This window comes from Comamonas odontotermitis, assembly GCF_040396735.1.
Classification (GTDB): Bacteria; Pseudomonadota; Gammaproteobacteria; order Burkholderiales; family Burkholderiaceae_C; genus Comamonas; species Comamonas odontotermitis_C.
Genome location: NZ_JBEBNZ010000025.1, coordinates 25,493 through 51,807, shown reverse-complemented (window position 1 = coordinate 51,807; position 26,315 = coordinate 25,493). Strand labels below are relative to the sequence as shown.

Sequence of the window (26,315 nt, the reverse complement as noted above, 5' to 3'; positions counted from 1 at the left end):
ACTCTGGCAAATCGATGAACTGGTAAAGCGCGGCGGTAAGGTATTGCTGGGACATGGGGCCAAGATGATAGCGCCCGGGCCGTGCTGGGGTGGTTTGCATGGTTTAAAAGCCGCCCGGTCTGCCGCGCTATCTGCCACTGGTTTGCGCTGCATCGAACGGGCTTTCATTGCCAGTTGACGGCAACGAAAAAGCCCGGCAGGGCCGGGCTTGGGTGCGCGTGCGTACTGGCAGCTTATTTGGCCTGCAGCCCGGTGATATCGTAGAAGTTGATCTTGTTGCCATCCGGGAACATGCGGTCGCCGGGCTTCATGCCAGCGGGGCAGGCGCCCATGTATTCGCCCTTGATGTTGCGCGTGGTCTCGACGATCTGGCCGTCGGGCATCTGCTGCTTGGTGACCGAGAGCACATGGAAGTTGGTCTGGAAATCGCCGGTGATCTTGCGGCTGGTTTCGATGCGCTGTTCGGTCTGGCCGACCTTGCAGTTGGAGGTGAACTGCCAGCCATTGCTGTCCTTGTTGCTGCCGGTCTGGCATTGCTGGACGTCGTGCTTGGCCTTTTGCAGCTCGCGGGTCTTGTAGAAGGTGTCCTTGTCCATGCAGTCCTGGAACGTCACGGTGTCACCCGTCTGGTCGGTCGAACTGACCTGCCAGTGGCCGGACTTGGGACGGGGGAGGTCTTCGATACCGCCGGTGGAGGCGCAGCCTGCAGCCAGCAGGGCGGCGGCAATGACCGACAGGGAAGTGGTGTAGCGGATGGGTAGCATGTGATCCTCTCAATGTGAGCCATCCCGCAGGGGATGTTTTTGCTAGGGTGTTATGTCTTGATCCTAGGAGACCCGCTGGCAGCACTCTGTCTGACGAGTGCCGCCTCTCGTGTAGGAGAGGGGAGCGGGCTGAGCTGACTGTAACTGAATTTGCGGCGCTTTCCGGGGAGGTTTTAAGTGCCATGCGATTCATTGCCCTGCAGGCATTGCTGCTGCAGCCAGGTTTCGAAAGTCTGCAGGGCGAGCGACGGCGTGCGTGCCTTGGGCTGGGTCAGCCAGTAGCTGCCGGTGTCCAGCGTCTGCGGAAAAGGGGCGATCAGGCGGCCTGCCTGCACGTCGCGGGAGAACAGGCGCATGGGCAGCAGGGCCACGCCCAGCCCCTGGGCAGCGGCTTCGGCCAGGGTCAGCGACGAATCGAACACCGTGCCGCGCAGTGCCGGGCATTCCATGCCGGCATGGCGGAACCAGTCGTTCCACTCGCCCGCGCGGTACGAGCGCAGCAGGGTTTCGCGGGCCAGATCGGCGGGTTGGGAAAGGCGTGCGGCAATGGCCGGGGCGCACATGGGCGTGAGCGGGGCGTGCAGCAGCAAGGTGGCTGCAGTGCCATGCCAGGCACCATCGCCAAAGCGGATGGCGCAATCGAGCCCTTCACCGGCCAGGTCCACCCGGTTGTTGTGGGTGAAGATGCGCAGGTCGATGAAGGCGTGGGCTTCCTGCAGAGCGCGCAGGCGGGGCAGGAGCCAGCCGACGGCAAAGGTGCCGACCACGCCGACCGACAGCACCTCGCGCGGGCGCCTGTCGTGCACCTGCTCCAGTGCGCGGGCAAGGCTGCCGAATGCGCCGCTGACCACGGGCACCAGGGCCAGGCCCTCGTCGGTCAGCGCCAGGCCGCGCGGCAGGCGGCGAAACAGGGGCTTGCCCAGCTGTTCTTCCAGCTGGCGGATGTGCTGGCTCACCGCTGCCTGGGTGACGTGCAGCTCCAGCGCAGCCCGCGTGAGGTTGAGGTGGCGGGCGGCGGCTTCGAAGGCGCGCAATGCGTTCAGCGGTAAGTGCATTGGGTATAAGTTTTTCTATGGGTTCTTCTTGGTTTTCATCGTTGGTCAAAGCGGCACATTCCTTATAAATTCACGCCATCCACAACGAATGACTGATTTTAAGGATTGAAGATCATGAAAAGAAGAAAGTTTTTCTTGGCTATCGGCAGTGCCGGCATGGTGGCTGCAGCGCATGGAAAGTCTCCGGCGCCCAAGGCGGCAGTCAGTGAGGCGCAACGCAGTTTCACCAGCGCCATGCAGGCGATCGAGCAGCGCGTGGGTGGGCGCCTGGGCGTGGCGGTGCTGGACACGGGCTCAGGTCTATCCCTGGGCTGGCGGCAGGGTGAGCGGTTCCCGATGTGCAGCACCTTCAAGATGCTGCTGGCAGGGCAGGTGCTGTCCGAAGTCGATGTGCGGCGCGAGCGGCTCGACGCCGAGGTGCGGTTTGACCGCTCCATCCTGGTCGAGCATTCGCCGGTGACGGAAAAGCACGCCGGCATATCGCCGATGACGGTGGCGCAACTGTGCGATGCGGTGATGACCATCAGCGACAACGGGGCGGCCAACCTGCTGCTGGACCGTGTGGGCGGGCCGGCGGGTTTTACCCGCTACATGCGCAGCCTAGGCGATACGGTGACGAGGCTCGACCGGATTGAACCCGCCATGAGCGAGTCGCGCCCGGGCGACGTGCGCGACACCACCAGCCCGGAGGCCATGCTGACCAGCATGCGTGCGCTCACCCTGGGCCGCGCACTGGGCGTGGCCGGGCGCAAGCAGCTGGTGGACTGGATGCTGGCCAACAAGACCGGGGACAACTGCCTGCGCGCAGGCGCCAAGGGCTGGACGGTGGCCGACAAGACCGGCGCAGGCCCGGGCACCCGCAATGACGTGGGCCTGCTCTGGCCACCCGGCGGCGGCGCGCCCATACTGGTCGCCAGCTTTCTGACCGCCACCAAGGCACAACCCCCGGCCCGCGATGCGGCGCTGGCCAGCGTTGCGGCGCAGATCGTCCAGCAATGGGGCTGACACCGGGGAGCGTGGGCAGGTCTACAGGTACTTGACCAGCACCTGGCTCTTGCGGCTCCAGTTGTACTTGGCCTTGCGCTGCTCGGGCAGCCAGTCGGGGTCGACCGGCTGGAAGCCGCGCTTGATGAACCAGTGCATGGTGCGGGTGGTGAGCACGAAAATGCTCTTGAGGCCGATGGCGCGGGCGCGCTGCTCGATGCGCTTGAGCAGCTTTTCCCCATCGCCCGTGCCCTGGCTTTGCGGCGAAACGGTCACGGCTGCCATTTCGCCCGTCTGTGCCTCGGGGTAGGGGTAGAGCGCCGCGCAGCCGAAGATCACGCCATCGTGCTCGATGATGGTGTAGGCGGAAATGTCGCGCTCGATCTCGGTGCGGCTGCGCTTGACCAGCGTGCCATCCTTTTCAAAGGGCTCGATCAGCTGCAGGATGCCGCCCACGTCGTCGGGCTTGGCTTCGCGCAGCTCTTCGAGGCGCTCGTCAATGATCATGGTGCCGATGCCATCGTGCACATACACTTCCAGGAGCAGCGCGCCATCGGTGGAAAACGGCAGGATGTGGCTGCGCTCCACGCCGTCCTTGCAGGCCTTGACGCAGTGCTGCAGGTAAAAGCCCACATCGGTGGGCAGGGTGGCAGGCGGCAGTTCGGCCAGCAGCTTTTGCGCCACGTCCAGCGGCAGCTCGGTATCGATCGGGTTGTCTTCGCCCTCAGGCTCCAGCGGCTTGAGGCGGATGCCCGGCACCTCGGTCAGGAACATCAGCTTGTCGGCCTTGAGCTCGATGGCAATGCGGGTGGCGACTTCTTCCATGCTCAGGTTGAATGCCTCGCCGGTAGGCGAAAAGCCAAAGGGCGACACCAGCACCATGGCACCCATGTCGAGCGTGCGGTGGATGCCGCCGACATCGACCTTGCGCACCAGGCCCGAATGCATGAAATCCACGCCGTCCACAATGCCGACGGGGCGCGCGGTAACAAAATTGCCGGAGATGACGCGCACCGTGGCCCCGGCCATGGGCGTATTGGGCAGGCCCTGGCTGAAAGCGGCCTCGATCTCGAATCGCAGCTGGCCTGCGGCTTCCTGGGCACAGTCCAGTGCGACGGAATCGGTCACCCGTATGCCGTGTGAATAGCGGGGGGCATGGCCTTTGGCGGCCAGTTGTTCGTTCACCTGCGGGCGAAAACCATGCACCAGCACGATCTTGACCCCCAGGGCCTGGATCAGCGCCAGATCCTGCGCAATCGATTGCAGCTTGCCTGCCGCGATGGCTTCACCGGTGATCCCCACCACAAAGGTCTGGTTGCGGAACTTGTGGATATAGGGTGCCACTGAGCGGAACCAGGGCACGAAGGTGAAATTGAATACAGCGGACATTGGGTGGCGTGGAGTATCTCGGTGGCAAGTGACCTGGCCTGCACGGGAACCTGCAGGAATTCGTCAACACATTCGTTGGCCGCTATTGTTATACAAACCCAGGCCCCGCGTGCACAAGCGCCACGCTTTGTGCCACTGAAATGGCGGAAAAACTGTAGCCTATGCGATACGCCGTTTTCGCCCTGCGGAAGTGGAGGTTTGGCAAACGCAAACGGCACGGCGCACACAAAGCGCGGGCCTGCCCCGATGATGGCGGTTTTGAAAAACCAGAACCGGAGACAAACCATGGCTATCCTCAATCGCCGCCAGCTGCTGGCCCTTGGCGCCTCGCCCCTAGCTGCTGCGCTGCCCTGGCAGGCGGCGCACGCGGCGGATTACCCCAGCAAGCAGGTGAAATTCATCGTGCCGTTCCCGCCCGGTGGGCCGGTGGATACCACGGCGCGGGCGTTTGCCGTGCCGTTGGGGCAGTTGTGGGGCCAGGCCACCTTTGTTGACAACCGCGCAGGCGGCGGCGGGATCGTAGGTGCCGAAGTGGCCGCCAAGCAAGCGCCCGACGGTTACGGCCTGTTTGTGGGCGCCATCCACCATTCGGTCAATCCTTCGCTGCATGCCAAGCTGGGCTACGACATTCAGAAGGACTTTGCGCCCATCAGCTTTGCCGCCATGTTCCCGGTGTTCCTGGTCGTCAACCCCAGTGTGCCGGCCAAGAATGTGAAAGAGCTGATAGCCCTGGCCAAAAAGCCCGACAGCACCCTCAGCTTTGCCTCGTCCGGCAATGGTGGTGGCACGCACCTCGCGGGCGAGCTTTTCAACATGCACGCAGGCACCAAGCTATTGCATGTTCCGTACAAGGGCAGTGCGCCTGCCATGACCGATGTACTGGGTGGCCAGGTGGCGATGATGTTCAGCGACGCGCCGTCTGCCATTCCCCACATCAAGACCGGCAAGGTGCGGGTGCTGGGCGTGGCCAGCCCCCAGCGTTCGTCGCTGCTGCCCGATGTGCCAACCATTGCAGAGCAGGGCCTGCCCGGCTACGACGCGTACTCGTGGGCCGCCCTGTTTGCACCGGCAGGCACGCCCAAGGACGTGATTGCCAAAATCAACACCGATTTCAACAAGGTGATGCGGGACCCGGAGGTCAAGCAGCGCCTGTACGTGGCGGGCGCCGAGGCCGACCCCGGCTCACCCGAGGACATGGCCAGGCGCCTGCAGTCCGAAATGGACAAATGGGCCAAGGTGGTCAAGGCGGCGGATATCAAGATCTGACCCAGGGCGCCCCCAGGCCGGGTGAGGCCGGAGGGTTCTGCGCTGCACAATAGGGCGATCTGAAAGCAGTGTGAAACTATGAATTCAATAGCAGGTGCCGCACAACAGTCGGGCGCTGAGTCCTATTTTCAATCCGTTCCGCTGGAGAAGGCCTACCGGCTGCTCAACCACGGGCCGACGGTGCTGGTGTCTGCCCAGCACGCGGGCGAATGCAATGTGATGGCGGCCGCCTGGGCGTGCGCGCTGGATTTCAGCCCGCCCAAGGTGACCGTGGTGCTGGACAAGGCCACCAGAACCCGGGCGCTGGTGGAAGGCAGTGGGCGCTTTGCGCTGCAATTGCCCACGGTGCCGCAGGCTGCCATGACGGTGGAACTGGGTACAGTCAGCGCCCTGCAGCAACTGGGCAAGCTGGCGCAATCGGGCGTGCAGCTGTTCGCCGCGCCTGGGCATGGCACGCCCCTGGTTGCTGGTTGCGCAGCCTGGCTGGAATGCCGCCTGCTCCCCGAGCCCCACAACCAGCAGGCCTATGACCTGTTCATTGGCGAGGTGACGGGTGCCTGGGCCGATAGCCGTGTGTTTGCCAACGGCCACTGGATGTTCGAGACCGCTCCGCCCGAGCTGCGCACCCTGCATTACGTGGCAGGTGGGCACTTCTACGCGACGGGCGCAGCGGTGGTGGTGCCGTCGCAGCCGTGATGGGCCTTGAGCCCGGCCGAGGCGCGGCGGCGGTGTTGTTCAGCCAGAGCGGATCGCTGCGATAGCGCCGTTCTGGCCAAGGCCCCGGGGTTACTTGCTCATGCCGTCCTTGGACATGGCGTCTTTGCCCATGGCGTCCTTCTTCATGCCGTCCTTACCCATGGCATCCTTGCCCATGCCGTCCTTGGACATGGCGTCTTTGCCCATGGCATCCTTCTTCATGGCGTCCTTGCCCATGCCATCCTTGTGCTTGGCATCCTTTTCCATGGCCGATGGCTTGTCCATGCCCATGGTGTCCTTGGCCATCGGGTCGGCTGCGAAGGCGGAGGCAGCGCCCAAGGCGAGGCAAAAAGAGAGTGCAGTGGTGGTGAATGCGTTTTTCATGATGGAACTTTCAAAGTTGAGGTTGCAGGAAACGGCAGAAGCCGTGGGGAGAAAACGGCATGTGCCGTGGGGAAACGGAAACGCTGGCAGTCATTAGCTGCCGCCGAACCAGTTGTAGCCCTGGTCTTCCCAGTAGCCACGGTTGTAGGTGTTGCTCACGAAGATGGCCGTGATGTGCTTGGGGTTCTTGTAGCCCAGCTTGGTCGGCATGCGCAGCTTCATCGGAAAGCCATAACGGGGCGGCAGCGGCTGTCCGTCCCAGTCCAAGGCCAGCAGCGTCTGCGGATGCAGGGCCGTGGCCATGTCGATGCTGGTGTAGTAGTTGTCGGCGCATTGAAAGCCAACGTAGCGCGCGCTCAGATCGGCGCCCACGGCGCGCAGAAAATCGCCAAAACGCGGGCCGCCCCACTTGCCGATGGCGCTCCAGCCTTCCACGCAGATGTGGCGCGTCACCTGGCTGTGCTGGGGCAGGGCGCGCAGTTCGTGCAACTGCCAGCGGCGCTTGTCGGCGACGAGGCCGGTAACTTCCAGCCGGTAGCTGCCCGCATCCACGCGCGGTACCTCGCTTTCGGCATAGAAGGCGTTGAACGGGAAGGGGCGCGTGATCATCGATTCGGGGTAGGTCGGCGCAAGGCGCGAGCCGTCGAACAGCCAGCCCTGCACGGCATCGTTGACGCGGGAGATGCGCGTGAGCGCGGCTTCGGCCGTAGCGCTGTCGTCGATGCGGCAGCCGCTGAGCAAGGCAAGGCCGCCCAGCGTGAGCCCGCGCCTGAGGAACTGCCTGCGTGCATCCTGTGGCAGTTGCCTGGAGATCAGTTTGCCTGCCTCGGACACAACGGCGTTCGCGTTATTACGTTGCCAGATGAATGGGCTCATGCTGCACTCTCCTGCTGCGCCGTGCGCTGCCACGTGGAGCGGCCCAGCAGCATGGTGAGCAGCGAACGCGGCACCAGCACGACCATGGCGATGTGCACCGCGATGAAGCCGACCAGCAAGGCCATGGCTATGAAGTGAATGCGCCGCGCCATCTCGTAGCCGCCCAGCAGCTCGCGCAGCAGCGGAAACTGCACCGACTTCCAGATCACCAGGCCGCTCACCACCAGCAGCACCAGATCTGCCACGGCAAACAGATAGGCCGCGCGCTGCACCTGGTTGTAGTGACCCAGGTCCGCATGGGACAGCCGCGCCGTCAGTGCAAGCCATGCATCGCGCAGCACGCCGCGCGGCGAGACGGGAAACATGCGCCGCGCCCAGCGGCCGGTAAGCAGGTTGAGCAGCAGGTAGGCGAGGCCATTGAGGGCCAGCAGCCACATGCCGGCAAAATGCCATTGCAGCGCGCCGCCCAGCCAGCCTCCCAGGGTGATGCCTGCGGGAAAGCGGAAATCACCAAAAATGGGCGAGGCGTTGTAGATGCGCCATCCGCTCATCACCATGACCAACACGGCCACGGCATTGAGCCAGTGGGTGACGCGCAGCCACAGTGGCTGCAGTGGCCTGTGATGAGGGGGTGAGGCTGATGGGATGTGCTTTGGCATGGGCACATTGTTCGGCGCGCCTGTTCCCGAAGTCCTCACCAAAAGTTCAAAAAATCGTGATACTTGCCCGCGCCCTTCTGCGAGAGAATGGGCCGATGGACACCCCCAAACGCATTCTGATCGTCGAAGACGATGAACACATCGCCGAGCTGCTGCGCATGCACTTGAGCGACGAGGGCTTCGAGGTCGAGCATGTGGCAGATGGCCGCCTGGGCCTGGCCGCCGTCGAGCGAGGCGGCTGGCATGCGCTGGTGCTGGACCTGATGCTGCCCGGCGTGGATGGCCTCGAGATCTGCCGGCGCGCGCGGGCCATGGCCTATTACGTGCCCATCATCATCACGAGCGCGCGCTCCAGCGAGGTGCATCGCATCCTGGGGCTGGAGCTGGGCGCCGACGACTATCTGGCCAAGCCGTTTTCTGTCATGGAGCTGGTGGCCCGCGTGCGGGCGCTCTTGCGGCGCAGCGATGCGCTGGCACGCAACGCGCGGCTGGAAGCCGGCGTGCTGGCGCTGGGTGGTCTCAGCATCGACCCGATTGCGCGCGAGGCACGGGTGGATGGCAAAGCGGTCGAGCTCACGCCGCGCGAGTTTGATCTGCTGTACTTTTTTGCCCGCCAGCCTGGCAAGGTGTTTTCACGGCTCGATCTGCTCAACCAGGTCTGGGGTTACCAGCACGATGGCTACGAGCACACCGTGAACACGCATATCAACCGCCTGCGCACCAAGATCGAGAAGAACCCGGCCGATCCCCGGCGAATACTCACGGTCTGGGGCCGTGGCTACAAACTCGCGGAGGAAGCCCTGTGATTGCAAGCCTGTCGCGGCGCCTGCAGCGCATGTCGCTGTCGCAGCGCCTGTCTTTCGTATTCGTTGTGCTGCTGCTGGCCTGCTGCGCGGCGTCGGTTGCCCTGCAGATGCGCGGCAGCGAGCGCCATGAGCAGGAAGTCATCCAGCGCCTGTCGCTGGACCTTGCGCCTCAGATTGCGCTGTATCCGGAGCTGATGGAGCCGCAGGGCTTCAACCCCACCGCAGTGAGCGGGCTGTTCGACAAACTCATGGCGGTGAACCCGAGTGTCGAAGTCTATCTGCTCGATGCGGCGGGCCGCATCCAGTCGTATTCGGCGCCGGAAGGCGCCGTCAAGCGCCAGCAGGTCGATCTTGCACCGGTGCGCCGATTGCTGGCTGGCAATGCATTGCCGGTGTTTGGTGACGATCCACGCAGTCCCCAGGGCCACAAGGTGTTCAGCGCGGCGCCGCTGCAACTGGCGGGGCGGGACGCAGGCTATGTATACGTGATTTTGCAGGGCGAGAACCGCGAGACATTGGCCTCGCGTGTGAATGCGGGCAGCGCGGCAAACGCCATGCTGTGGTCGATGGCGCTGGTCGCCTTGCTCGGCACAGTCGCGGGGCTGGCGGCGTTCCGCCTCATCACGCGGCCCCTGCGCGCGCTCACCGATGGTGTGCGCGGGCTGGAGGCCAAGGGCCTGTCGTGGCTGCCGCAGGCCAGGCCCTTGTTGCACCGCGCGGCGCGTGGCGGCGGCGAGATGGCCTTGCTGAGCCAGAGTTTCGAGCGGCTCGCTGAGCGCACCGAAGAGCAATGGCAGGCACTGAGGCAGCAGGACGAGCAGCGCCGCGAACTCTTTGCCAATCTGTCGCATGATCTGCGCACGCCGCTGACGTCGTTGCACGGCTATCTGGAGACGCTGCGCATGAAATCCGAGGTGCTGGCGCCGCACGAGCAGGGCCGCTACCTTGACATTGCACTGGAGCAAAGCCGCAAGGTCGGGCGCCTTGCGCAGGAGATGTTCGAGCTCGCGCGGCTGGAGTACGGCGTGGCCAAGCCGGACATGGAGCAGTTCTTTCTCACCGATCTGCTGCAGGATGTGTTCCAGAAGTTCGAGTTGACCGTGCAGGCCAAGCAGCAGCGCCTGATGGCCGACATCGCACCCGATCTGCCCCCGGTGACAGCCGATCTTGCGATGATGGAGCGCGTGCTGGTGAACCTGATCGACAACGCGGTGCGTGCCACGCCAACCGGCGGCGAGATCACGGTCGGGCTACAGCCGCATGCGGCCGGAGGCATTGAAGTGACGGTGCGCGATACCGGCCCGGGGGTATCGTCCGCCTTGAAAAAGCATTTGTTCGAGCGCCCGGTCGCAATGGACGCCGCATCGCCGGGCGCACGTGCAGGGGGCTTTGGGCTGTTGATCGTGCACCGCATCCTGCAACTGCATGCCAGTAAGATACGGCTGGTGCCCGATGCCGGCAGCGGAGCGGTCTTTCACTTCGTGCTTCGGTGATTGCAGCCTGCACAGGGGCAATGGCGATGGCTGAAGGCCCCGCGTAAGGGCTTCAACAGGCTAAGAACCTGTTCAAAGAGGTGTTCGGGATGTATCTGGTCTGGCTGGCAGGTGCGGTGGCACTGGTCGTTGGGGTGTTGTGGCGCAGGCGCGTCGGGCGCTCTCGCCTGCGGCAGCAGCGTCTGCGCTATGTGCAGGCCTATGCATTTCAGCCGCGCTACCTCGATGCCCTGCGCGTCGCCTATCCGAGGCTGGACGCGGAGGGCTACAAGCACGCAGAGCATGCGCTGCGCCAGTTTTTCGTCATGCATCTGCTGGCACCTGGCGAGCGCTTGCTGATGCCTTCCAATCTGGCAGATGCGCTCTGGCATACCTTCATTCTGGATACGCGACGCTACCAGCTGTTCTGCCAGCAGGCGTTCGGGCAGATGTTTCACCATATTCCATCGCATGACATGCCCCCTTGGGCAGGTGCCGCAGGGGAGGCGGGCCGAGAGCGCATGCAGGCCACCTGGAATGCAGCAATGGCGTCGAAGCGCTGGTTGCCACTGGCCATGCTGGGAGGCATACCGCTTCTGTTTGCACTGGATGTCCACAGCGGCATTGAAGGAGGGCAGCGCTTTGCCGAAGCCGATCTGCGCTACTGGGCGGTGCAGTATGCAAGGATGGCATCTGCTGGCAATGCAGACGCATCAGGCGGCAGTACGGGCTCGGGTCAGTCAGACAGTCACAGCAGTGGGAACCCGGATTGGAACACCAGCGATCAGTCGTGTGCCAGGACGCGCAGCACGGGCGGTGATGATGGCGGCAGTAGCAGTGGCTCCAGCGCTGGCTCCTGTGACAGCAGCAGCAACAGCTCCAGTTGCAGTGGCAGCAGCTGTGGTGGCAGCGGCTGCGGCGGTGGCGGCAGCGACTGATGCGGATCTTCAGCGCGTAGCGCCCTGGGGCAGCCGTGCGGCTGCGAGGGCTGCTTGCAGCACCCCGCTGTCGCGTACATGCTGGGCCAGCAGCAGGATGAGGCGGGCGTTGAAGGCGTGGCTGTCTTCTTCGGTGAGGCCCTGGTGGGCTTCCAGCAGGGATTGGTAGAAGTCATCGCTGCCCGGCCAGGGCGTCTGGGTATCAAACATGGGCTTTTCCTTCATGCCGCGCAGGCCTGCGCTGCGGCTGTTGGCGTATCGCAGAGGTTGCGGCCCAGCGCCCGGGCCATGGCGGCGGTGATGGCTTGGGCGTCGGCGCTGTGCCAGCGGGCGCAGATATGCTGGTCCGGCCGCAGCAGGTACAGGGTGCCAGCCTGGGCACCCAGGCGCTGCGCCAGCAGGCCCTGGGTGTCGTGCAGCGCATGGCTTGCCTGGTGTGTCTGGGTGCTCGGTTGGTCGCAGATGCTGATGGTTTGCAGGCTGGCGATGCCTGCAGCCCAAGCGGGCGGGGGCCCAAAGCACAGCAGGTTGAAATCCGGCCCCAGCTCGCGCAGGATGAAGCTGTGGCGGCCGCTGCGTGCGCACTGTACGGGAGCGTCCGGCAGCACGGCGCCCAGTGGTGCGGCGCTGGCAAAGCCGGGCGTTGCATTGCCCGGCTGGTGCAGCGGGCTGTGCTGCAGCACTGCGGGCACGGACAGCCGCCCGCTGTTGACCATGCGGCGCGCAAATCCATGGTGCTGGGCCAGTTGCAGCACGGCCTTGCGAAAGAGGTGGCTGATGGCGCTCTTGGGGGTGATGAAATCGGTCGACCGGGTCGAGTTCAGAATGTTCTCGTCGGCCGCGTATTCGCGCTCGCTGCCATAGGTGTCGATCAGGCGGGCCGGTGCGTCGCCGCGCAATACGGCGTCGAGCTTCCAGCCCAGGTTGTCGGCATCCTGCACGCCGCTGTTGGCGCCGCGTGCGCCAAAGGGTGACACGCCATGGGCGCTGTCGCCGGCAAACACCACGCGGCCATGCACGAAGCGGTCCATGCGCTGGCAGGCAAAGGTGTAGACGCTGGCCCAGACCAGCTCTACCTCCACATCGGGCCCGAGCATGGCCTCGATGCGCGGAATGATGCGCGCGGGCTGCTTTTCCACCTCGGGGTCGGCATCCCAGCCCAGTTGGAAATCGATGCGCCACACGCCATCGGGCTGCATGTGCAGCAGCACGCTCTGGCCCGGGTGGAAGGGCGGGTTGAACCAGAACCAGCGCTCGCAGGGGAAGGGTGCGCTCAGGCGCACATCGGCAATCAGAAAGCGATCCTTGAAGACCTGGCCGTGCGTCTCCAGCCCCAGCGCGCGCCGCACGGTGGAGCGCGATCCGTCACAGGCCACCAGCCACTGCGCCTGCAGGTGGTAGCTGCCCTCGGGGGTCGATACGCCAATGGCCGCGCCACCCGCCGTGTGCTGCACCTGTTCCACCTTGTGCTGCCAACGAATGTCGATCAACGGCAACTGCAGCGCGCGCTCCACCAGAAAGGCCTCTGCATAGTACTGCTGCAGGTTGATGAAGGCCGGGCGCTCGTGGCCGGCTTCGGGCAGCAGGTCAAACTGGTAGACGGGATCGGCGGCAGCGCCTTCAAAGACCTTGCCCACCTTCCAGGCCACGCCTTTTTGCACGGCCCGCTCTCCCACGCCCAGGCGGTCCCAGATTTCCAGCGTGCGCTTGGCAAAGCACAGCGCGCGCGATCCGGTGGACAGGTGCCTGTCATTGTCCAGTACCACCACGGGCTGGCCGCGCTGGGCCAGATCAATCGCAAGGCTCAGGCCAACCGGGCCTGCCCCTACGATGACGACCGGGTGCTGGGTGGGCGCTGCTGCATCCTGATCAGGGCTGCGCAGGTACGGAAACTCCAGCGCCTGCAGGGCATCGCCGTCGGCGTGCTGCAGTCGATCGAGCAGGGATTGGCGGACAGCGGCATCTGGCATGGCGGCTCCTGGCGGTGGATGGGGAATCAGCCTTCCAGTGCCTGCCACATGGCCTGGTCACGCTCGGCAGTCCAGATACGCGGGTCCGGGTACTGGGTGGCCTCGTCGTAGGCGCGGGTCACGTCAAACGGCATGCAATGGTCAAAGATCACCCATTGGCCGTACTTGGGCTGCAGCGCGGCATAGGCTTCCTTGTAGGCCAGCTTCAGGTCTTTGCCGGCCTGGGCGCTGGCGGCAATGCTCTGGTACAGGTCCTGGATGAAGCTGCGCGTGCCTGCGAGGCCTGCGGCCACCTGCTCGGGGGTCTTGAGTGCCGCGCCGCGCCCGGGCACCAGGTTGGCGGGCTGCAGCGCAGCAATCGCGTCCAGCGTGTGCGGCCAGTCCTTGAAGTAGGCGTCGCCCGCATACGGCGTGGCGTCAAACTCCACCAAGTCGCCGCTGAAGAGCGTGCGTTCGCCCGGCAGCCAGACGACGGTGTCGCCCTTGGTGTGGCCACGGCCCAGTTGCAGGATCTGCACTTCCAGCTTGCCCAGCCAAAGGGTCATCTTGCCGGTGAAGGTGATGGTGGGCCAGGTCATGCCTGCGGGCACGCTCTCGACGTTCTGGAACAAGCGCGGAAAGCGGCCGATCTCGCTGGCCTTGTCCTGCTCGCCACGTTCCACGATGAGGTCGTAGGTGTCCTGGCTGGCAATGATGTGCTCGGCGCCATAGGCCGATGCCCCCAGCACGCGCACCGCATGGTAGTGGCTCAGTGTCACGTAGCGGATGGGCTTGTCGGTCACCTCGCGGATGCGGCGGATCACGTCCTGTGCCATCACGGGCGTGGCCTGGGTGTCGATCACCATCACCGCGTCATCACCGATGACGATGCCGGTGTTCGGATCGCCTTCGGCGGTGTAGGCCCAGCCATGCTCGGACAGTTGCTCGAACGTCACCTTCTTCACTTCGGTGTCGGCATGGGAGGCAAAGGTTTTGGTGTTCATGGTGGGTGATAAATTTGCTTTTGACAAATTAATTTGGTTTAGTTGAATAAATTGTCGATCAAATATTTGTTTTTGTGTAATGCATTTGATAATGGTTAATACCTAGTGCGCGGTCGGTGTTGCCTTGGCACGCTCTGACACAGGACGCTGGCATGGGCGTTGGTGCACTGCATTGCTGCACAATCTGCGCTGCTGCCCATCCTTACTCTTCTCTTCCCTCTTCTTGACGACTGCGATGTCCCTTCAAAATCCGTCCACACACTCCGCGCCCCTGCCTGCCAGCCGGCAACGGGGCATTCAGAGCGTCGAAGTGGGCGGCCAACTGCTGCTGGCGCTGGTGCGTGCGGGGAGCAGCCTGGCGCTCAAGGATCTGGCGGCGCAGGCCGGCATGACGCCTGCCAAGGCGCATCCGTATCTGGTCAGCTTTGGGCAACTGGGCCTTGTGGTGCAGGACGCTGCGGGTCTGTACGGCCTGGGGCCGCTCGCGTTGCAGATGGGAGCGATTGCACTGCAGCAGGCCGATCCGGTGCAGGTGGCGAGCAGCGCGTTGCCCGAGATTGCGCAGCAGTTCGGTTGTTCGGCATCGGTGGCGGTTTGGAGCAGCCAGGGGCCCATCATCGTGCACAGTGTGCAGGGGCCGCAGCAGGTGAATGTGACCATGCGGCTGGGCATGACTGCGGCGCTGTTCGAGACGGCCACGGGCCAGGTGTTCTCGGCCTTGCTGCCAGCGGCGGAGGTGGAGGCCGTAGTCAGGCACCAGGGCCTGCTGCGGCAGTGGCGCAGCGCGGCATTGGCGCAAACCTTGCAGGCCGTGCGAAAGGCGGGCGTTGCCGAGGTGCGCGATGTGCTGATCGAAGGGGTGACCGCGCTGGGCGTGCCGGTGTACAACGGCCTGGGCCAGCCGGTGGTGTGCATTGCGGTGATCGGCCCGCACGCACGCTGGCAGGCCTATGCCCAGCGTGCGGGCAACGCTCGGGCTGCTGACTGGCTGCGCGAGCGCGCAGCGCGCCTGTCGGCGCAGCTGGGCTTCTATCCGCGCTAGTTCTGCAAAAAATCGGCCTGCAGTGTACGTCCTGCGCGCGCATGGCTATCAAATTTCATAGCAATCACGGCTTGACGAGTTGGTGCTCCGGGCGCAAGACGCCTGCCCGCCGCAGGGCGTTGGCTGCACGCGCCTGCGGGCTGGGCCGCGGGCGCGGATAATACGCCGCTTATGTCTTTGCAGATCACGTTTCCCGAATCGCTCCCCGTCTCCGCCCGCCGTGAAGAAATCATGGAGGCCATGGAGCGCCACCAGGTCATCATTGTTTGCGGCGAAACGGGGTCGGGCAAGACCACACAGCTGCCCAAGATTGCGCTGGCGCTGGGGCGGGGAAAGCTCAATGCAACGCCTAGTGATAAATGGCCCCCACGCTCCTCCGCTGCGCGTGATTCGCTGCCCCCCGAGGGCGCGCCTTCCGTCTTGGGGCGGCCCGGCGAAGGAAAAGGTGAAGTGCGCGGCCACCTGATCGGCCACACGCAGCCGCGCCGCATTGCCGCCAGCAGCGTGGCCAAGCGCATTGCCGAAGAGCTGAACACGCCGCTGGGCGAAGTGGTGGGCTACAAGGTGCGCTTTCAGGACCGTCTGTCCAAGGATGCCTCCGTCAAGCTGATGACCGACGGCATCCTGCTCGCCGAGACACAAACCGATCCGCTGCTCAGGCAGTACGACACGCTGATCATCGACGAGGCGCATGAGCGCAGCCTGAACATCGATTTTCTGCTGGGCTACATCCGCCAGATCCTGCCCAAGCGCCCGGATCTGAAAGTGGTGGTGACCTCCGCCACCATCGATGCGGACCGCTTTGCCAAGCACTTCGAGTCCAAGAGCGGGCCCGCGCCGGTCATCATGGTGTCCGGCCGCACCTACCCGGTGGAGATGCGCTACCGCCCGTTTGAAGACGCCAAGGACTACGACCTGAACGACGCCATCGCAGATGGTGTCGATGAGCTGTGGCAGGGCGGTAGTGGGGGCGACATCCTGATCTTTCTGCCCGGCGAGCGCGAAATCCGCGAAGCGGCCGATCACCTGCGCAAGCACCTGCAGCACTCGCCGGTATTGCGCAACGCCGAAGTGTTGCCGTTGTTCTCGCGTCTGTCGCAGGCCGAGCAGGACCGCATTTTTGAAGGCCACACCGGCCGGCGCATCGTGCTGGCCACCAATGTGGCCGAGACCTCGCTCACGGTGCCGGGCATCCGCTATGTGATCGATGCAGGAACGGCGCGTGTCAAGCGCTATTCATTCCGTAGCAAAGTGGAGCAGCTGCTGGTCGAGCCCATCAGCCAGGCGGCGGCCAACCAGCGGGCGGGGCGTTGTGGCCGCGTAGCCAACGGCATCTGCATTCGTCTGTATGACGAGGCGGATTTCAACAGCCGCGCGCGCTTTACCGATCCGGAAATCCTGCGCTCGTCGCTCGCCGGCGTCATTTTGCGCATGAAAGCGCTGCGCCTGGGCGATGTGGTGCATTTCCCGTTTCTGGAGGCGCCTTCGGGCCGCGCCATTGCCGATGGCTACCAGCTGCTGCAGGAGCTGGGCGCGGTGGACGACCAGGGCGAGCTGCTGCCCATGGGCAAGGAGCTGTCGCGCCTGCCGCTGGACCCGCGCGTGGCGCGCATGATCGTGGAGGCGCGCGAGCGCGGTGCGCTGGCCGAGGTGCTGGTGATTGCGGCCGCATTGAGCGTGCAGGATGTGCGCGACCGCCCGCTGGAGGCGCAGCAGCAGGCCGACCAGCAGCACGCCAAGTTCGACGACGAGAAAAGCGAATTCAGCGGCTACCTGCGGCTGTGGAAATGGCTGGCGGATGCACGCGGCGGCAAGGTGGTGGCCAAGACCCGCAAGGAAATGGCTGCGCAGGCTGCGCCCGTCAAGGGCCTGGCCAACCTGCGCAATGCCGCCTTTTTGCCGGTGGCCCAGCGCAGCTCGGGCGCTGCTGCCGTGGCGCAAACCCAGCAGGCGCCGCTGGCGGCCTTCACCCCGCAGGATGCCGTGGCCGACGAAGCCACGCACAAGCTCAGCAACCGCCAGTGGGAGCAGTTGCTGCGCCAGAATTTCATCAACATCCGCCGTGTGCGCGAGTGGCGCGATATCCATTCGCAGCTGCTCACGGTGGTGAACGAGCAGCGCTGGCCGGTGAACCAGGACGCAGCGGGCTACGAGGCCGTGCACCTGTCCATGCTCTCGGGCCTGCTGGGCAACATCGGCTTCAAGACCGACGAGGGCGATGGCTACCTGGGTGCGCGCGGCATCCGCTTCCACCCGCACCCGGGGGCGCATTTGTCCAAAAAGCCGGGGCGCTGGATCGTGGCGGCAGAGCTGGTCGAGACCTCGCGCCTGTACGGCCGTGGCATTGCCGCCATCGAGCCGCAATGGCTGGAGCAGGTGGGCGCGCACCTGCTGCGAAAGCAATTACTCGATCCGCATTGGGAGAAGAAGCAGGGCGAGGTGGCTGCCTACGAGCGCGCCACGCTGTACGGCCTGGTGGTGTACAGCCAGCGCCGCATCAGCTATGGCAAGATTGATCCGCAGGGCGCGCGCGACATCTTCATCCGCCAGGCCCTGGTGGAAGGCGATTGGGAAACGCGCCTGCCGTTCCTCGCCGCGAACCAGAAGATGATTGCCAAGGTCGAGGAGCTGGAGCACAAGAGCCGCCGCCAGGACGTGCTGGTGGACGACCAGTTGATCTACGCCTTTTACGACCAGCAGATTCCGCAGGACGTGTGCACCGGCCGCGCGCTGGAGCGCTGGTTCAAGGACGCGAGCGCGCAGAACCCGGATCTGCTGCGCCTCTCGCGCGATGAGTTGATGCGCCACGAGGCTGCGGGCATCACCACGGCATCCTTTCCCAAGACCATCAAGCTGGGCGGCGTCGATTGCACGGCCAGCTACCTGCACCAGCCGGGCGATCCGCGCGATGGCGTGACGGTGACCGTACCGCTTTTTGTGCTGAACCAGGTGAGCGAAGAGCGTGCCGAGTGGCTGGTGCCGGGCATGCTCAAGGACAAGATCCAGGCCCTGCTCAAGAGCCTGCCGCAACGCCCGCGCAGCCGTTTTGTGCCGCTGGCCGAAAATGCGCAGCGCCTGGCCGAGCTGCTGGGCGCGGGCGAGCGCTTTGGCGACGGAAGTTTGACGGAGGTGCTGCTCAAGCAGGCGCGCGATGAGACCTCGCTCGACATCAAGCGGGCGGACTTCAAGCTCGACATGCTCAGTCCGCATTTGTTCATGAACTTCCGCATCACCGACGAGCACGGCCGCCAGTTGGGCCAGGGCCGCAACCTGGGTGCATTGAAGGCCCAGTGGGGTGCCAAGGCGCGTGGCGCCTTCCAGGCACTGGCTTCATTGAAGATAGCGGGCAGCGCCGGTGAGTTGGCGGGTTCAGATGAAAAACCAGCTGAATCGAGCGTGAAGAAACCGCAACCAGCTCCTGAAAAGGAAGCGACCCAATCGCGCAAAGCGCAGCAAGCCCCCAGCATGCCTGCGGAGGCGCGCCACACGGACTGGAGCTTTGGAGAGCTGCCTGAGTTGATGGAGATCAAGAAGGGCAGCCAGACCCTGATCGGTTTCCCTGCGCTGATCGACCATGGCAGCGCCGTCGGCATCGAGGTGTTCGACGAGCCCGAGGTGGCCGCGAGCCGCCATGCACTCGGCCTGCGGCGCCTGTTTGCGCTGCAGATCAAGGATGCGCTCAAGTACCTGGAAAAGAACATTCCGGATCTGCAGAAGATGGCCGTGGCCTACATGCCGCTGGGCACCCAGGAAGAGCTGCGCGAGCAGATCATCAACGTGGCCATCGACCGCGCCTTCCTGCAGGAGCCGCTGCCGATGAATGCCGAGCAGTTCAAGCAGCGCGTGCAGGACGGCCGGGGGCGCCTGACCCTGATCGCCAACGAGGTGGCGCGCATGGCCGCTGGCATTCTGCAGGAATACATGGCTGCGGTGCGCAAGATCAAGGACACCAAGAATGCGCCGGACGCCACGCAGGACGCGCAGCAGCAGTTGCAGAAACTGATGCCCAAGAACTTCATTGCCGTGGCGCCCTGGGCGCAACTGGGCCACTATGCGCGCTACCTCAAGGCGATCACCGCGCGCCTCGATAAGTACCGCGCAGACCCAGCCCGCGACGCCGCCAGGCAAAAGGAGTTGCAGCCACTGGAGCAGCGCTACTGGCGCCTGGTGGCCGAGCGCAAGGGGCAGGTGGATGCGCGCATGCAGGAATACCGCTGGATGCTGGAGGAGTTGCGCGTGAGCTTCTTCGCGCAGGAACTGCGCACACCGTACCCGGTCAGCACCAAGCGGCTGGACAAGGTGTGGGCACAGTTGCAGCAATGATGGGGCAACGCCGCGCCACCTGTGGCATGGCGGGCTCCAGCTGCGGCCGCGGCCCTGGATGGTTGGCAAATACGTTCTAAACGCTGCTCTGGCCCTGCAGCAGCGGGTTTCTTGCAAACAGATCGACCACCCAGTCCACAAAGGCGCGTACCTTGGCGCTGAGGTGGGAATTGGGCGGGTAGACCACGTAGACCGGCAAGAGCGGATGCTTCCAGTCTCCCAGCACCTGCTGCAGCTGGCCGTTTTTCAGGTGTTCGTTGATCTGGAAACGGCTCGCCTGGCCGATGCCCTGGCCCGCCAGCAGCGAGAAGATATAGGCATTGCTTTCGTTGACACACAAGTGCGCGGGACCTGCGATCTCGATCACTTCGCCGTTCTTGTGAAACTCCAGCGGATAGCGCCGCGCAGACACTGGCGAGAAATAGATCACGTTGCGATGGCCGGTCTCCAGGTCTCGGGGGTGCCGGGGAATGCCGTGGCGCTCCAGGTATTGGGGGGCGGCAACGGTGATGAAATCCAGGTTGCCGATACGGCGCGCCACAAGCGATTGGTCGGCCAGTTCTCCGCCGCGGATCACGCAGTCCACGCTGTCGCTGATGAGGTCCACCGTGCGATCGCTCACGCCCAGGTCTATCTGTATTTCGGGATAGCGCAACTGGAACTCGGCCAGGTGCGGAATGATGAGCAGGCGTGCTACCGAAGTTCCCACATCTACGCGCAGGCGGCCGCGCGGCGTGGTGCGGGCCTGGCTCACGCTGGCCTCCAGGTCGTCGAAGTCGGCCAGCAGGCGCACCGCGCGGTCATAGTAAGCCGCGCCATCGGCCGTGACGGTGACGCGGCGCGTGGTACGGTTGAGCAGTTTCACGCGCAGGCGCTCTTCCAGCGCCTGAACGTTCTTGGTCACGCTGGCTTTGGGCACCTGCAGCGAATCGGCTGCCCGCGTGAATGTGCCGGCTTCCACAACCCGCGCGAAAATACGCATGGCCTGAATCTGATCCATGGGATCTCCTTGTCCTCGCGAAATCTCGGGCTCGCCGAGGATTCGGGATTCTCACACACAGCTTGGCCTGTCATTATTCAAGAATTGGAAACAGTGTGGCCGCGTTTGCGGGGTTTATGCCGCCAATGCGTAACGCTACATTCTCATCTCATCGGCCGGACCCGTCCGGAAACCCCATGTTGAACACCAAAAAACCTGCACCAACCACCAACTCCCATACCGACACCACCATTGAGGTGGCAGGCGGCATGCAGGCCAGCGTGCGCATGTATGGCAGCAAGAAGCGGGGAGAGGTCTCTCCGCTGGTGGTGCATTTTCATGGTGGCGCTTTTGTGACGGGTGACCTGGACAACGGCTGCACCGTGGGCAATGCCCTGGCGGCTGCCGGGGCCTGCGTGGTGTCGGTGGCCTACCCGCTGGCGCCGGAGCATCCGTTTCCCCGCCCGCTGGAGCTGGGGTACGCAGTGCTTCAGTGGGCCCACAAACAGCGTGCCAGGCTGGCTGGCAAGGGGGCGCCGCTCTATCTGGCGGGCGAGGAGGCCGGCGCCAACCTGGCCGCCGGCGTCTGCATGATGGCGCGCGACCAGTTGCACCCGCCACTGGCGGGCCAGATTCTCATCTCGCCCATGCTCGACCCCTGTGCTGCCACGCCTTCGCAGCGTGCTGCACAGGGTGATTCCGTCAAATGCAAGTGGGCCTCGGGGTGGTGCCAGTACCTGGGCGGCTCGCACGATGCCGAGCATCCCTATGCCGTGCCTGCCAGGGCGCATCGGCTGGCGGGGCTGCCACCTTCGTTGATTCTGGTGGGCGGGGATGACCCGATGCGTGATGAGGCCCTGGGGTACGCCCAGCGCCTGGAAGCTGCCGGATTGACCGTTTTCCAGCATGTGTTCGAAGGCGCCGGCCAATGGCCCGATGCCCTGGTGGAGCCGCCGCCCGAGCCATGCCCCTGCGCAGTGCAGATGCAGGAGCAGTTGCACAAGTTCTTCGAGACAACACGATGTCGGCTGTGAGCTGACCGTGCCTTGCTGAGACCGCTGCCTTGATCCGGCCCCTGTATCCATAGGCCGGAGCAAGCAAAAGCGCGCTTTTTTCGTTTTTTTGGTCCTCATTCGATTCCTGGCCCGAGCGCTGGAAGGGGTGAGTTTTGCCTGCCGCAGGAAGGTTTTTTCCTGCATCCATTCATCAAACCTGAAGACACTGCCATGAACGACAACTCCCAACCCTCCCTCCGCCGCCGCTGGTGGGCCGCTGCTGGCGTTGCCGCAGCCATTGCCGCAACGGCTGGTGCCGTCCTGGGCCTGCAGCCATCGCACGCAGAGGCGCCCGCGCAACAGGCAGCGCCGCCAGCCGTGCCGGTTTCGGTGGCGCAGGTTCTGCAGCAGGATGTGACGCTGTGGAATGAATTTTCCGGCCGCCTTGAAGCGGTGCAGCGCGTCGATGTGCGCCCGCGCGTCTCCGGCGCCGTGCAGGCCGTGCACTTCAAGGAAGGCGCGCTGGTAAAGACGGGCGATCTGCTCTTCACCGTCGACCCTGCGCCCTATGCGGCCGAAGTTGACCGCGCCGAGGCGCAGGTCGTTGCCGCCAGGGCGCGCATGGCCTATACACAAAGCGAATCAGAGCGGGCCACGCGCCTGTGGGATGAGCGCGCCATTGCGCAGAAGGAATACGACGAACGCGTGAATGCCCAGCGCGAAGCCGATGCGAACCTGCGCGCTGCCCAGGCAGCGCTGCAGACGGCCAGGCTGAACCTGGGCTACACGCAGGTCAAGGCACCCGTCAGCGGGCGGGTGGGCCGCATCGAGATCACCGTCGGCAACCTCGTGAGCTCGGGTGCCGGAGCGCCGGTGCTGACCACCCTGGTGTCGGTGGATCCGATGTATGCCAGCTTCGATGTGGATGAGCAGATCGTGGCCAATGCCCTGCAGGGCCTGGAAGACACCCGCAAGGGCCGCAGTGCCCGCGCGATGATCGAGACCATTCCCGTGCAGATGGGCGTGGGCGTGAACGGCGCCACACCCTATGCCGGCCACCTGCAGCTGATTGACAACCAGGTCGATGCGAAAAGCGGCACGGTGCGCGTGCGCGCCGTGTTCGGCAATGCCGATGGCACTTTGATGGCCGGGCAGTTTGCCCGCATCCGCATGGGCCAGCCGCAAAGCACCCAGGCCGTGCTCATCAACGAGCGCGCCGTGGGCACGGACCAAAGCAAGAAGTTCGTGCTGGTGATCGGCGACGGCAACAAGGCCGAGTACCGCGAAGTGCAACTGGGCGCGCCGGTCGATGGCCTGCGCGTGGTCACCACCGGCCTCAAGTCGGGTGAGCGCATCGTCGTCAACGGCCTGCAGCGCGTGCGCCCGGGCGTTGTCGTCGCGCCGCAGGACGTGCCCATGGACGCCAAGGCCGAACTGGCTGACAGCCGCCCTGCGAAGCAGCCCGCGGCCTGAGAACCCCTAGATCCCCCGACATCATGAACCTTTCCCGATTTTTCATCGACCGCCCGATCTTTGCGGGCGTGCTGTCGGTGCTCATCTTTCTCGCGGGCCTCATCGCCATGCGAACGCTGCCGATCTCGGAGTACCCTGAAGTCGCGCCGCCGTCCGTGGTGGTGCGCGCGCAGTACCCGGGTGCCAGCCCCAAGGTGATCGCCGAAACCGTGGCCACGCCACTGGAAGAATCCATCAACGGCGTGGAAGGCATGCTCTACATGGGCAGCCAGGCCACGACCGACGGTGTGATGACGCTCACTGTTACCTTCAAGCTCGGCACCGACCCCGACAAGGCCCAGCAACTGGTGCAGAACCGCGTCTCGCAGGCCGAGCCGCGCCTGCCCGAGGAAGTGCGCCGCCTGGGCGTGACCACGGTCAAGAGCGCACCTGATCTCACCATGGTGGTGCACATGGTCTCGCCCAATGGCCGCTACGACATTGACTATCTGCGCAATTACGCAGTGCTCAATGTGAAGGATCGGCTGGCCCGCATTCCCGGCGTGGGACAGGTGCAGATCTTTGGCGGCGGCGATTACTCGATGCGCGCCTGGCTCGACCCGCAGAAGGTGGCGCAGCGCGGCCTGTCCGCCAGCGATGTGGTGGCGGCCATCCGCAAGCAGAACGTGCAGGCAGCCGCTGGTGTGGTGGGCGCATCGCCCGGGCTGCCGGGCGTGGACACGCAGATGTCGATCAACGCGCAGGGGCGCCTCTCCAGCCCCGAAGAGTTCGGCGACATCATCGTCAAGACCGGTGCGGACGGCGCTGTGACGCGGCTGCGCGATATCGCCCGGCTGGAGCTGGGGGCTGCCGACTACTCGCTGCGCTCGCTGCTCAACAACGACCCAGCCGTGGGCATGGGTGTGTTCCAGGCGCCCGGATCGAACGCGCTGGAAATCTCGGACAACGTGCGCAAGACCATGGCCGAGCTGGCCCAGCTCATGCCCGAGGGCGTGGAGTACCGCATTGCGTATGACCCGACGCAGTTCGTGCGTGCATCCATCGAGTCAGTGATTCATACGCTGCTCGAAGCGATTGCGCTCGTGGTGATCGTGGTGATCCTGTTCCTGCAGACCTGGCGCGCCTCCATCATTCCGTTGCTGGCAGTGCCAGTGTCGGTGGTGGGCACATTTGCCGTGTTGCACCTGCTGGGATTCTCGATCAATGCACTCTCGCTGTTCGGCCTCGTGCTGGCCATCGGTATCGTGGTGGATGACGCCATCGTGGTGGTGGAAAACGTGGAGCGCAACATCGAAGCGGGGCTGACGCCGCGCGAAGCCACCTACCGCGCCATGCGCGAGGTGTCGGGCCCCATCATCGCCATTGCGCTGGTGCTGGTGGCGGTGTTTGTGCCGCTTGCCTTCATCAGCGGCCTCACGGGGCAGTTCTACCGCCAGTTTGCGGTCACCATCGCCATCTCCACGGTGATCTCTGCCATCAACTCGCTGACGCTGTCGCCCGCGCTGAGTGCATTGCTGCTCAAGGGCCACCATGAGCCCAAGGATGCACTCACGCGCGGCATGGACCGTGTGCTGGGCGGCTTCTTCAAGCGCTTCAACGCGGTGTTCCACCGGGGCTCGGAAGCCTACAGTGGCGGCGTGCGCCGCGTGATCGGGCACAAGGCTGGCATGCTGGCCGTGTACCTGGCGCTGGTGGGCGCGACCTGGGGCCTGTTCCATCTGGTGCCCGGCGGCTTCGTGCCGATGCAGGACAAGCAGTACCTCGTCGGCTTTGCGCAGTTGCCCGATGGCGCGACGCTGGACCGCACCGACAACGTGATCCGCCGCATGGGCGAGATCGTCAAGAAGAACCCGAACGTGGAGGACGCGATTGCCTTCCCGGGCCTGTCGATCAACGGCTTCACCAACAGCTCCAACGCAGGCATCGTGTTCGTGACGCTCAAGCCCTTTGCCGAGCGCACGCGCGCTGACCAGAGCGGCGGCGCAGTCGCGGGGCAGCTCAACCAGGCCTTTGGCGAGATTCAGGACGCCTTCATTGCCATGTTCCCGCCGCCACCAGTTGCGGGCCTGGGCACCACGGGGGGCTTCAAGCTGCAGATCGAAGACCGTGGCTCGCTGGGCTACGCAGGCATGGATGCCGCCGTGAAGGCCTTCATGGCCAAGGCGTACCAGACGCCGGAACTGGCAGGCCTTTTCACCAGCTGGCAGGTCAACGTGCCCCAGCTCTACGCTGATATCGACCGCACCAAGGCGCGCCAACTGGGCGTGCCGGTGACGGACATTTTCGAGACGCTGCAGATTTACCTGGGCAGCCTGTATGCGAACGATTTCAACGAGTTTGGCCGCACCTACAGCGTGCGCGTGCAGGCCGATGCGGCATTCCGCGCGCGGCCTGAAGACGTGGGCCAGCTCAAGGTGCGTTCGATGACGGGCGAGATGGTGCCGTTGTCGGCACTGATGAAGCTGGACGCCAGCTTCGGCCCCGAGCGCACCATGCGCTACAACGGCTTTCTGGCCGCCGATGTGAATGGCGGGCCTGCGCCGGGCTTCTCGTCGGGGCAGGCGCGTGCGGCGGTCGAGCGGGTGGCCGCCGAGACGCTGCCGCCAGGCATCGGCTTTGAGTGGACGGAGCTGACCTACCAGGAAATCCTGGCAGGCAATTCGGCGGTGCTGGTGTTCCCGATCGCCATTTTGCTGGTGTTCCTGGTGCTGGCTGCGCAGTACGAAAGCCTGACGCTGCCGATTGCCATCATTCTCATCGTGCCCATGGGGCTGCTGGCGGCAATGACCGGCGTATGGCTCTCGCATGGCGACAACAACGTGTTCACGCAGATCGGGCTCATCGTGCTGGTGGGGCTGTCTGCCAAGAACGCGATCCTGATCGTCGAGTTCGCCCGGGAGCTGGAGTTTTCAGGGCGCACGCCGGTGCAGGCCGCCATTGAGGCGAGCCGCCTGCGCTTGCGGCCGATCCTGATGACCTCGATGGCGTTCATCATGGGTGTGTTGCCCCTGGTGCTGTCCACCGGCGCCGGTTCTGAAATGCGCAGCGCCATGGGCATTGCCGTGTTCAGCGGAATGATTGGCGTGACCGCGTTCGGTCTGTTTCTGACTCCCGTGTTCTACGTGGTGTTGCGTCGCCTCGCGGGCAACCGGCCACTGCAGCAGCACGGCAGCCATGTGGCGCCGATCAGCGAACCCGGCCACGGCGCATCGGCGCTGCCCGTGCTTGCCGCAGCGCGTGGTCATGACGAATGAACGCAAT

21 protein-coding genes are annotated in these 26,315 nt (G+C 64.6%); 11 read left to right on the top strand and 10 right to left on the bottom strand.

Annotation, left to right across the window (positions count from 1 at the left end; all coding sequences use genetic code 11):
- Positions 1-233: 233 nt before the first annotated feature.
- Together ACH2DG_RS17490 and ACH2DG_RS17485 are read right to left on the bottom strand one after the other, a co-directional pair.
- Entirely contained in the window at positions 234-764 is a 531-nt protein-coding gene (locus ACH2DG_RS17490) for a DUF3617 domain-containing protein (protein WP_395027674.1), read from the bottom strand.
- A gap of 173 nt (positions 765-937) precedes the next feature.
- Positions 938-1,819 carry a LysR family transcriptional regulator gene (locus tag ACH2DG_RS17485; RefSeq protein WP_395027672.1) on the bottom strand — a complete coding sequence of 294 codons (882 nt, stop codon included), beginning with the start codon at positions 1,817-1,819 and terminating at the stop codon, positions 938-940.
- Between the two features lie 114 nt (positions 1,820-1,933).
- Between ACH2DG_RS17485 and bla the strand changes: the two genes are divergently transcribed.
- Entirely contained in the window at positions 1,934-2,824 is an 891-nt protein-coding gene (bla, locus tag ACH2DG_RS17480; protein ID WP_395027670.1) for a class A beta-lactamase, read from the top strand.
- 21 nt (positions 2,825-2,845) lie between these two features.
- Here the strand turns inward: bla and argA are convergent, their stop codons facing one another.
- On the bottom strand, positions 2,846-4,192 hold the full coding sequence (gene argA / locus ACH2DG_RS17475; protein WP_224152066.1) for an amino-acid N-acetyltransferase: 1,347 nt from the start codon (positions 4,190-4,192) through the stop codon (positions 2,846-2,848).
- A gap of 285 nt (positions 4,193-4,477) precedes the next feature.
- On the opposite strand from argA, the gene ACH2DG_RS17470 reads away from it, so the two are divergent.
- Both ACH2DG_RS17470 and ACH2DG_RS17465 read left to right on the top strand, forming a co-directional pair.
- Positions 4,478-5,458 (top strand): Bug family tripartite tricarboxylate transporter substrate binding protein, encoded by a 981-nt coding sequence (locus tag ACH2DG_RS17470; RefSeq protein ID WP_395027668.1) that lies wholly within the window; start codon positions 4,478-4,480, stop codon positions 5,456-5,458.
- A gap of 78 nt (positions 5,459-5,536) precedes the next feature.
- A complete protein-coding gene (locus ACH2DG_RS17465; RefSeq protein WP_395027667.1) occupies positions 5,537-6,154 on the top strand; it encodes a flavin reductase family protein in 618 nt (205 codons plus the stop codon).
- Between the two features lie 90 nt (positions 6,155-6,244).
- Here the strand turns inward: ACH2DG_RS17465 and ACH2DG_RS17460 are convergent, their stop codons facing one another.
- The 3 genes from ACH2DG_RS17460 to ACH2DG_RS17450 all read right to left on the bottom strand — a co-directional run bounded on the left by ACH2DG_RS17460 (position 6,245) and on the right by ACH2DG_RS17450 (position 8,073).
- Positions 6,245-6,538: a pentapeptide MXKDX repeat protein gene (locus tag ACH2DG_RS17460; protein ID WP_395027665.1), complete on the bottom strand. Its 294-nt coding sequence runs from the start codon at positions 6,536-6,538 to the stop codon at positions 6,245-6,247.
- A gap of 93 nt (positions 6,539-6,631) precedes the next feature.
- Positions 6,632-7,414, bottom strand: a complete 783-nt coding sequence (locus ACH2DG_RS17455; protein ID WP_395027664.1) for a molybdopterin-dependent oxidoreductase — start codon at positions 7,412-7,414, stop codon at positions 6,632-6,634.
- Complete coding sequence (locus ACH2DG_RS17450) at positions 7,411-8,073, bottom strand: cytochrome b/b6 domain-containing protein (protein ID WP_395027663.1); 663 nt, start codon at positions 8,071-8,073, stop codon at positions 7,411-7,413. Before ACH2DG_RS17450 ends, ACH2DG_RS17455 begins: the two co-directional genes overlap by 4 nt.
- A 95-nt stretch (positions 8,074-8,168) precedes the next feature.
- Here ACH2DG_RS17450 and ACH2DG_RS17445 point away from each other — a divergent pair, with 95 nt between their 5' ends.
- The 3 genes from ACH2DG_RS17445 (at position 8,169) to ACH2DG_RS17435 (ending at position 11,289) form a co-directional block, all read left to right on the top strand.
- Positions 8,169-8,879, top strand: a complete 711-nt coding sequence (locus ACH2DG_RS17445) for a response regulator transcription factor (protein WP_395027661.1) — start codon at positions 8,169-8,171, stop codon at positions 8,877-8,879.
- Positions 8,880-8,908: 29 nt separating this feature from the next.
- On the top strand, positions 8,909-10,372 hold the full coding sequence (locus ACH2DG_RS17440; protein ID WP_395027677.1) for a sensor histidine kinase: 1,464 nt from the start codon (positions 8,909-8,911) through the stop codon (positions 10,370-10,372).
- Positions 10,373-10,461: 89 nt separating this feature from the next.
- Positions 10,462-11,289 carry a glycine-rich domain-containing protein gene (locus tag ACH2DG_RS17435; protein WP_395027660.1) on the top strand — a complete coding sequence of 276 codons (828 nt, stop codon included), beginning with the start codon at positions 10,462-10,464 and terminating at the stop codon, positions 11,287-11,289.
- A gap of 9 nt (positions 11,290-11,298) precedes the next feature.
- Here the strand turns inward: ACH2DG_RS17435 and ACH2DG_RS17430 are convergent, their stop codons facing one another.
- Genes ACH2DG_RS17430 through ACH2DG_RS17420 form a run of 3 tightly spaced genes read right to left on the bottom strand, consistent with a single transcriptional unit; the run spans position 11,299 to position 14,242 of the window.
- Positions 11,299-11,499, bottom strand: coding sequence for a DUF2783 domain-containing protein (locus ACH2DG_RS17430; RefSeq protein WP_395027658.1), 201 nt, complete (start codon positions 11,497-11,499; stop codon positions 11,299-11,301).
- A gap of 11 nt (positions 11,500-11,510) precedes the next feature.
- The gene (locus tag ACH2DG_RS17425) at positions 11,511-13,259 is read right to left on the bottom strand and encodes an FAD-dependent oxidoreductase (RefSeq protein WP_395027656.1); all 1,749 of its coding nucleotides are present in this window, start codon (positions 13,257-13,259) and stop codon (positions 11,511-11,513) included.
- A 26-nt stretch (positions 13,260-13,285) separates the two neighbouring features.
- Positions 13,286-14,242 carry an MBL fold metallo-hydrolase gene (locus ACH2DG_RS17420; protein WP_395027655.1) on the bottom strand — a complete coding sequence of 319 codons (957 nt, stop codon included), beginning with the start codon at positions 14,240-14,242 and terminating at the stop codon, positions 13,286-13,288.
- Positions 14,243-14,477: 235 nt separating this feature from the next.
- Here ACH2DG_RS17420 and ACH2DG_RS17415 point away from each other — a divergent pair, with 235 nt between their 5' ends.
- Together ACH2DG_RS17415 and hrpA are read left to right on the top strand one after the other, a co-directional pair.
- Positions 14,478-15,284, top strand: a complete 807-nt coding sequence (locus tag ACH2DG_RS17415) for an IclR family transcriptional regulator (RefSeq protein WP_395027653.1) — start codon at positions 14,478-14,480, stop codon at positions 15,282-15,284.
- A gap of 171 nt (positions 15,285-15,455) precedes the next feature.
- Positions 15,456-19,607: an ATP-dependent RNA helicase HrpA gene (hrpA, locus tag ACH2DG_RS17410; RefSeq protein ID WP_395027651.1), complete on the top strand. Its 4,152-nt coding sequence runs from the start codon at positions 15,456-15,458 to the stop codon at positions 19,605-19,607.
- 76 nt (positions 19,608-19,683) lie between these two features.
- On the opposite strand, the gene ACH2DG_RS17405 is transcribed toward hrpA, so the two are convergent.
- Positions 19,684-20,607 carry a LysR family transcriptional regulator gene (locus ACH2DG_RS17405; RefSeq protein ID WP_395027649.1) on the bottom strand — a complete coding sequence of 308 codons (924 nt, stop codon included), beginning with the start codon at positions 20,605-20,607 and terminating at the stop codon, positions 19,684-19,686.
- A gap of 176 nt (positions 20,608-20,783) precedes the next feature.
- On the opposite strand from ACH2DG_RS17405, the gene ACH2DG_RS17400 reads away from it, so the two are divergent.
- From ACH2DG_RS17400 to ACH2DG_RS17390, 3 genes are all read left to right on the top strand, one after another.
- A complete protein-coding gene (locus ACH2DG_RS17400) occupies positions 20,784-21,620 on the top strand; it encodes an alpha/beta hydrolase (protein ID WP_395027648.1) in 837 nt (278 codons plus the stop codon).
- Between the two features lie 192 nt (positions 21,621-21,812).
- Positions 21,813-23,054, top strand: a complete 1,242-nt coding sequence (locus ACH2DG_RS17395) for an efflux RND transporter periplasmic adaptor subunit (protein WP_395027646.1) — start codon at positions 21,813-21,815, stop codon at positions 23,052-23,054.
- Between the two features lie 23 nt (positions 23,055-23,077).
- Positions 23,078-26,308, top strand: a complete 3,231-nt coding sequence (locus ACH2DG_RS17390) for an efflux RND transporter permease subunit (protein ID WP_395027645.1) — start codon at positions 23,078-23,080, stop codon at positions 26,306-26,308.
- Positions 26,309-26,315: the final 7 nt, after the last annotated feature.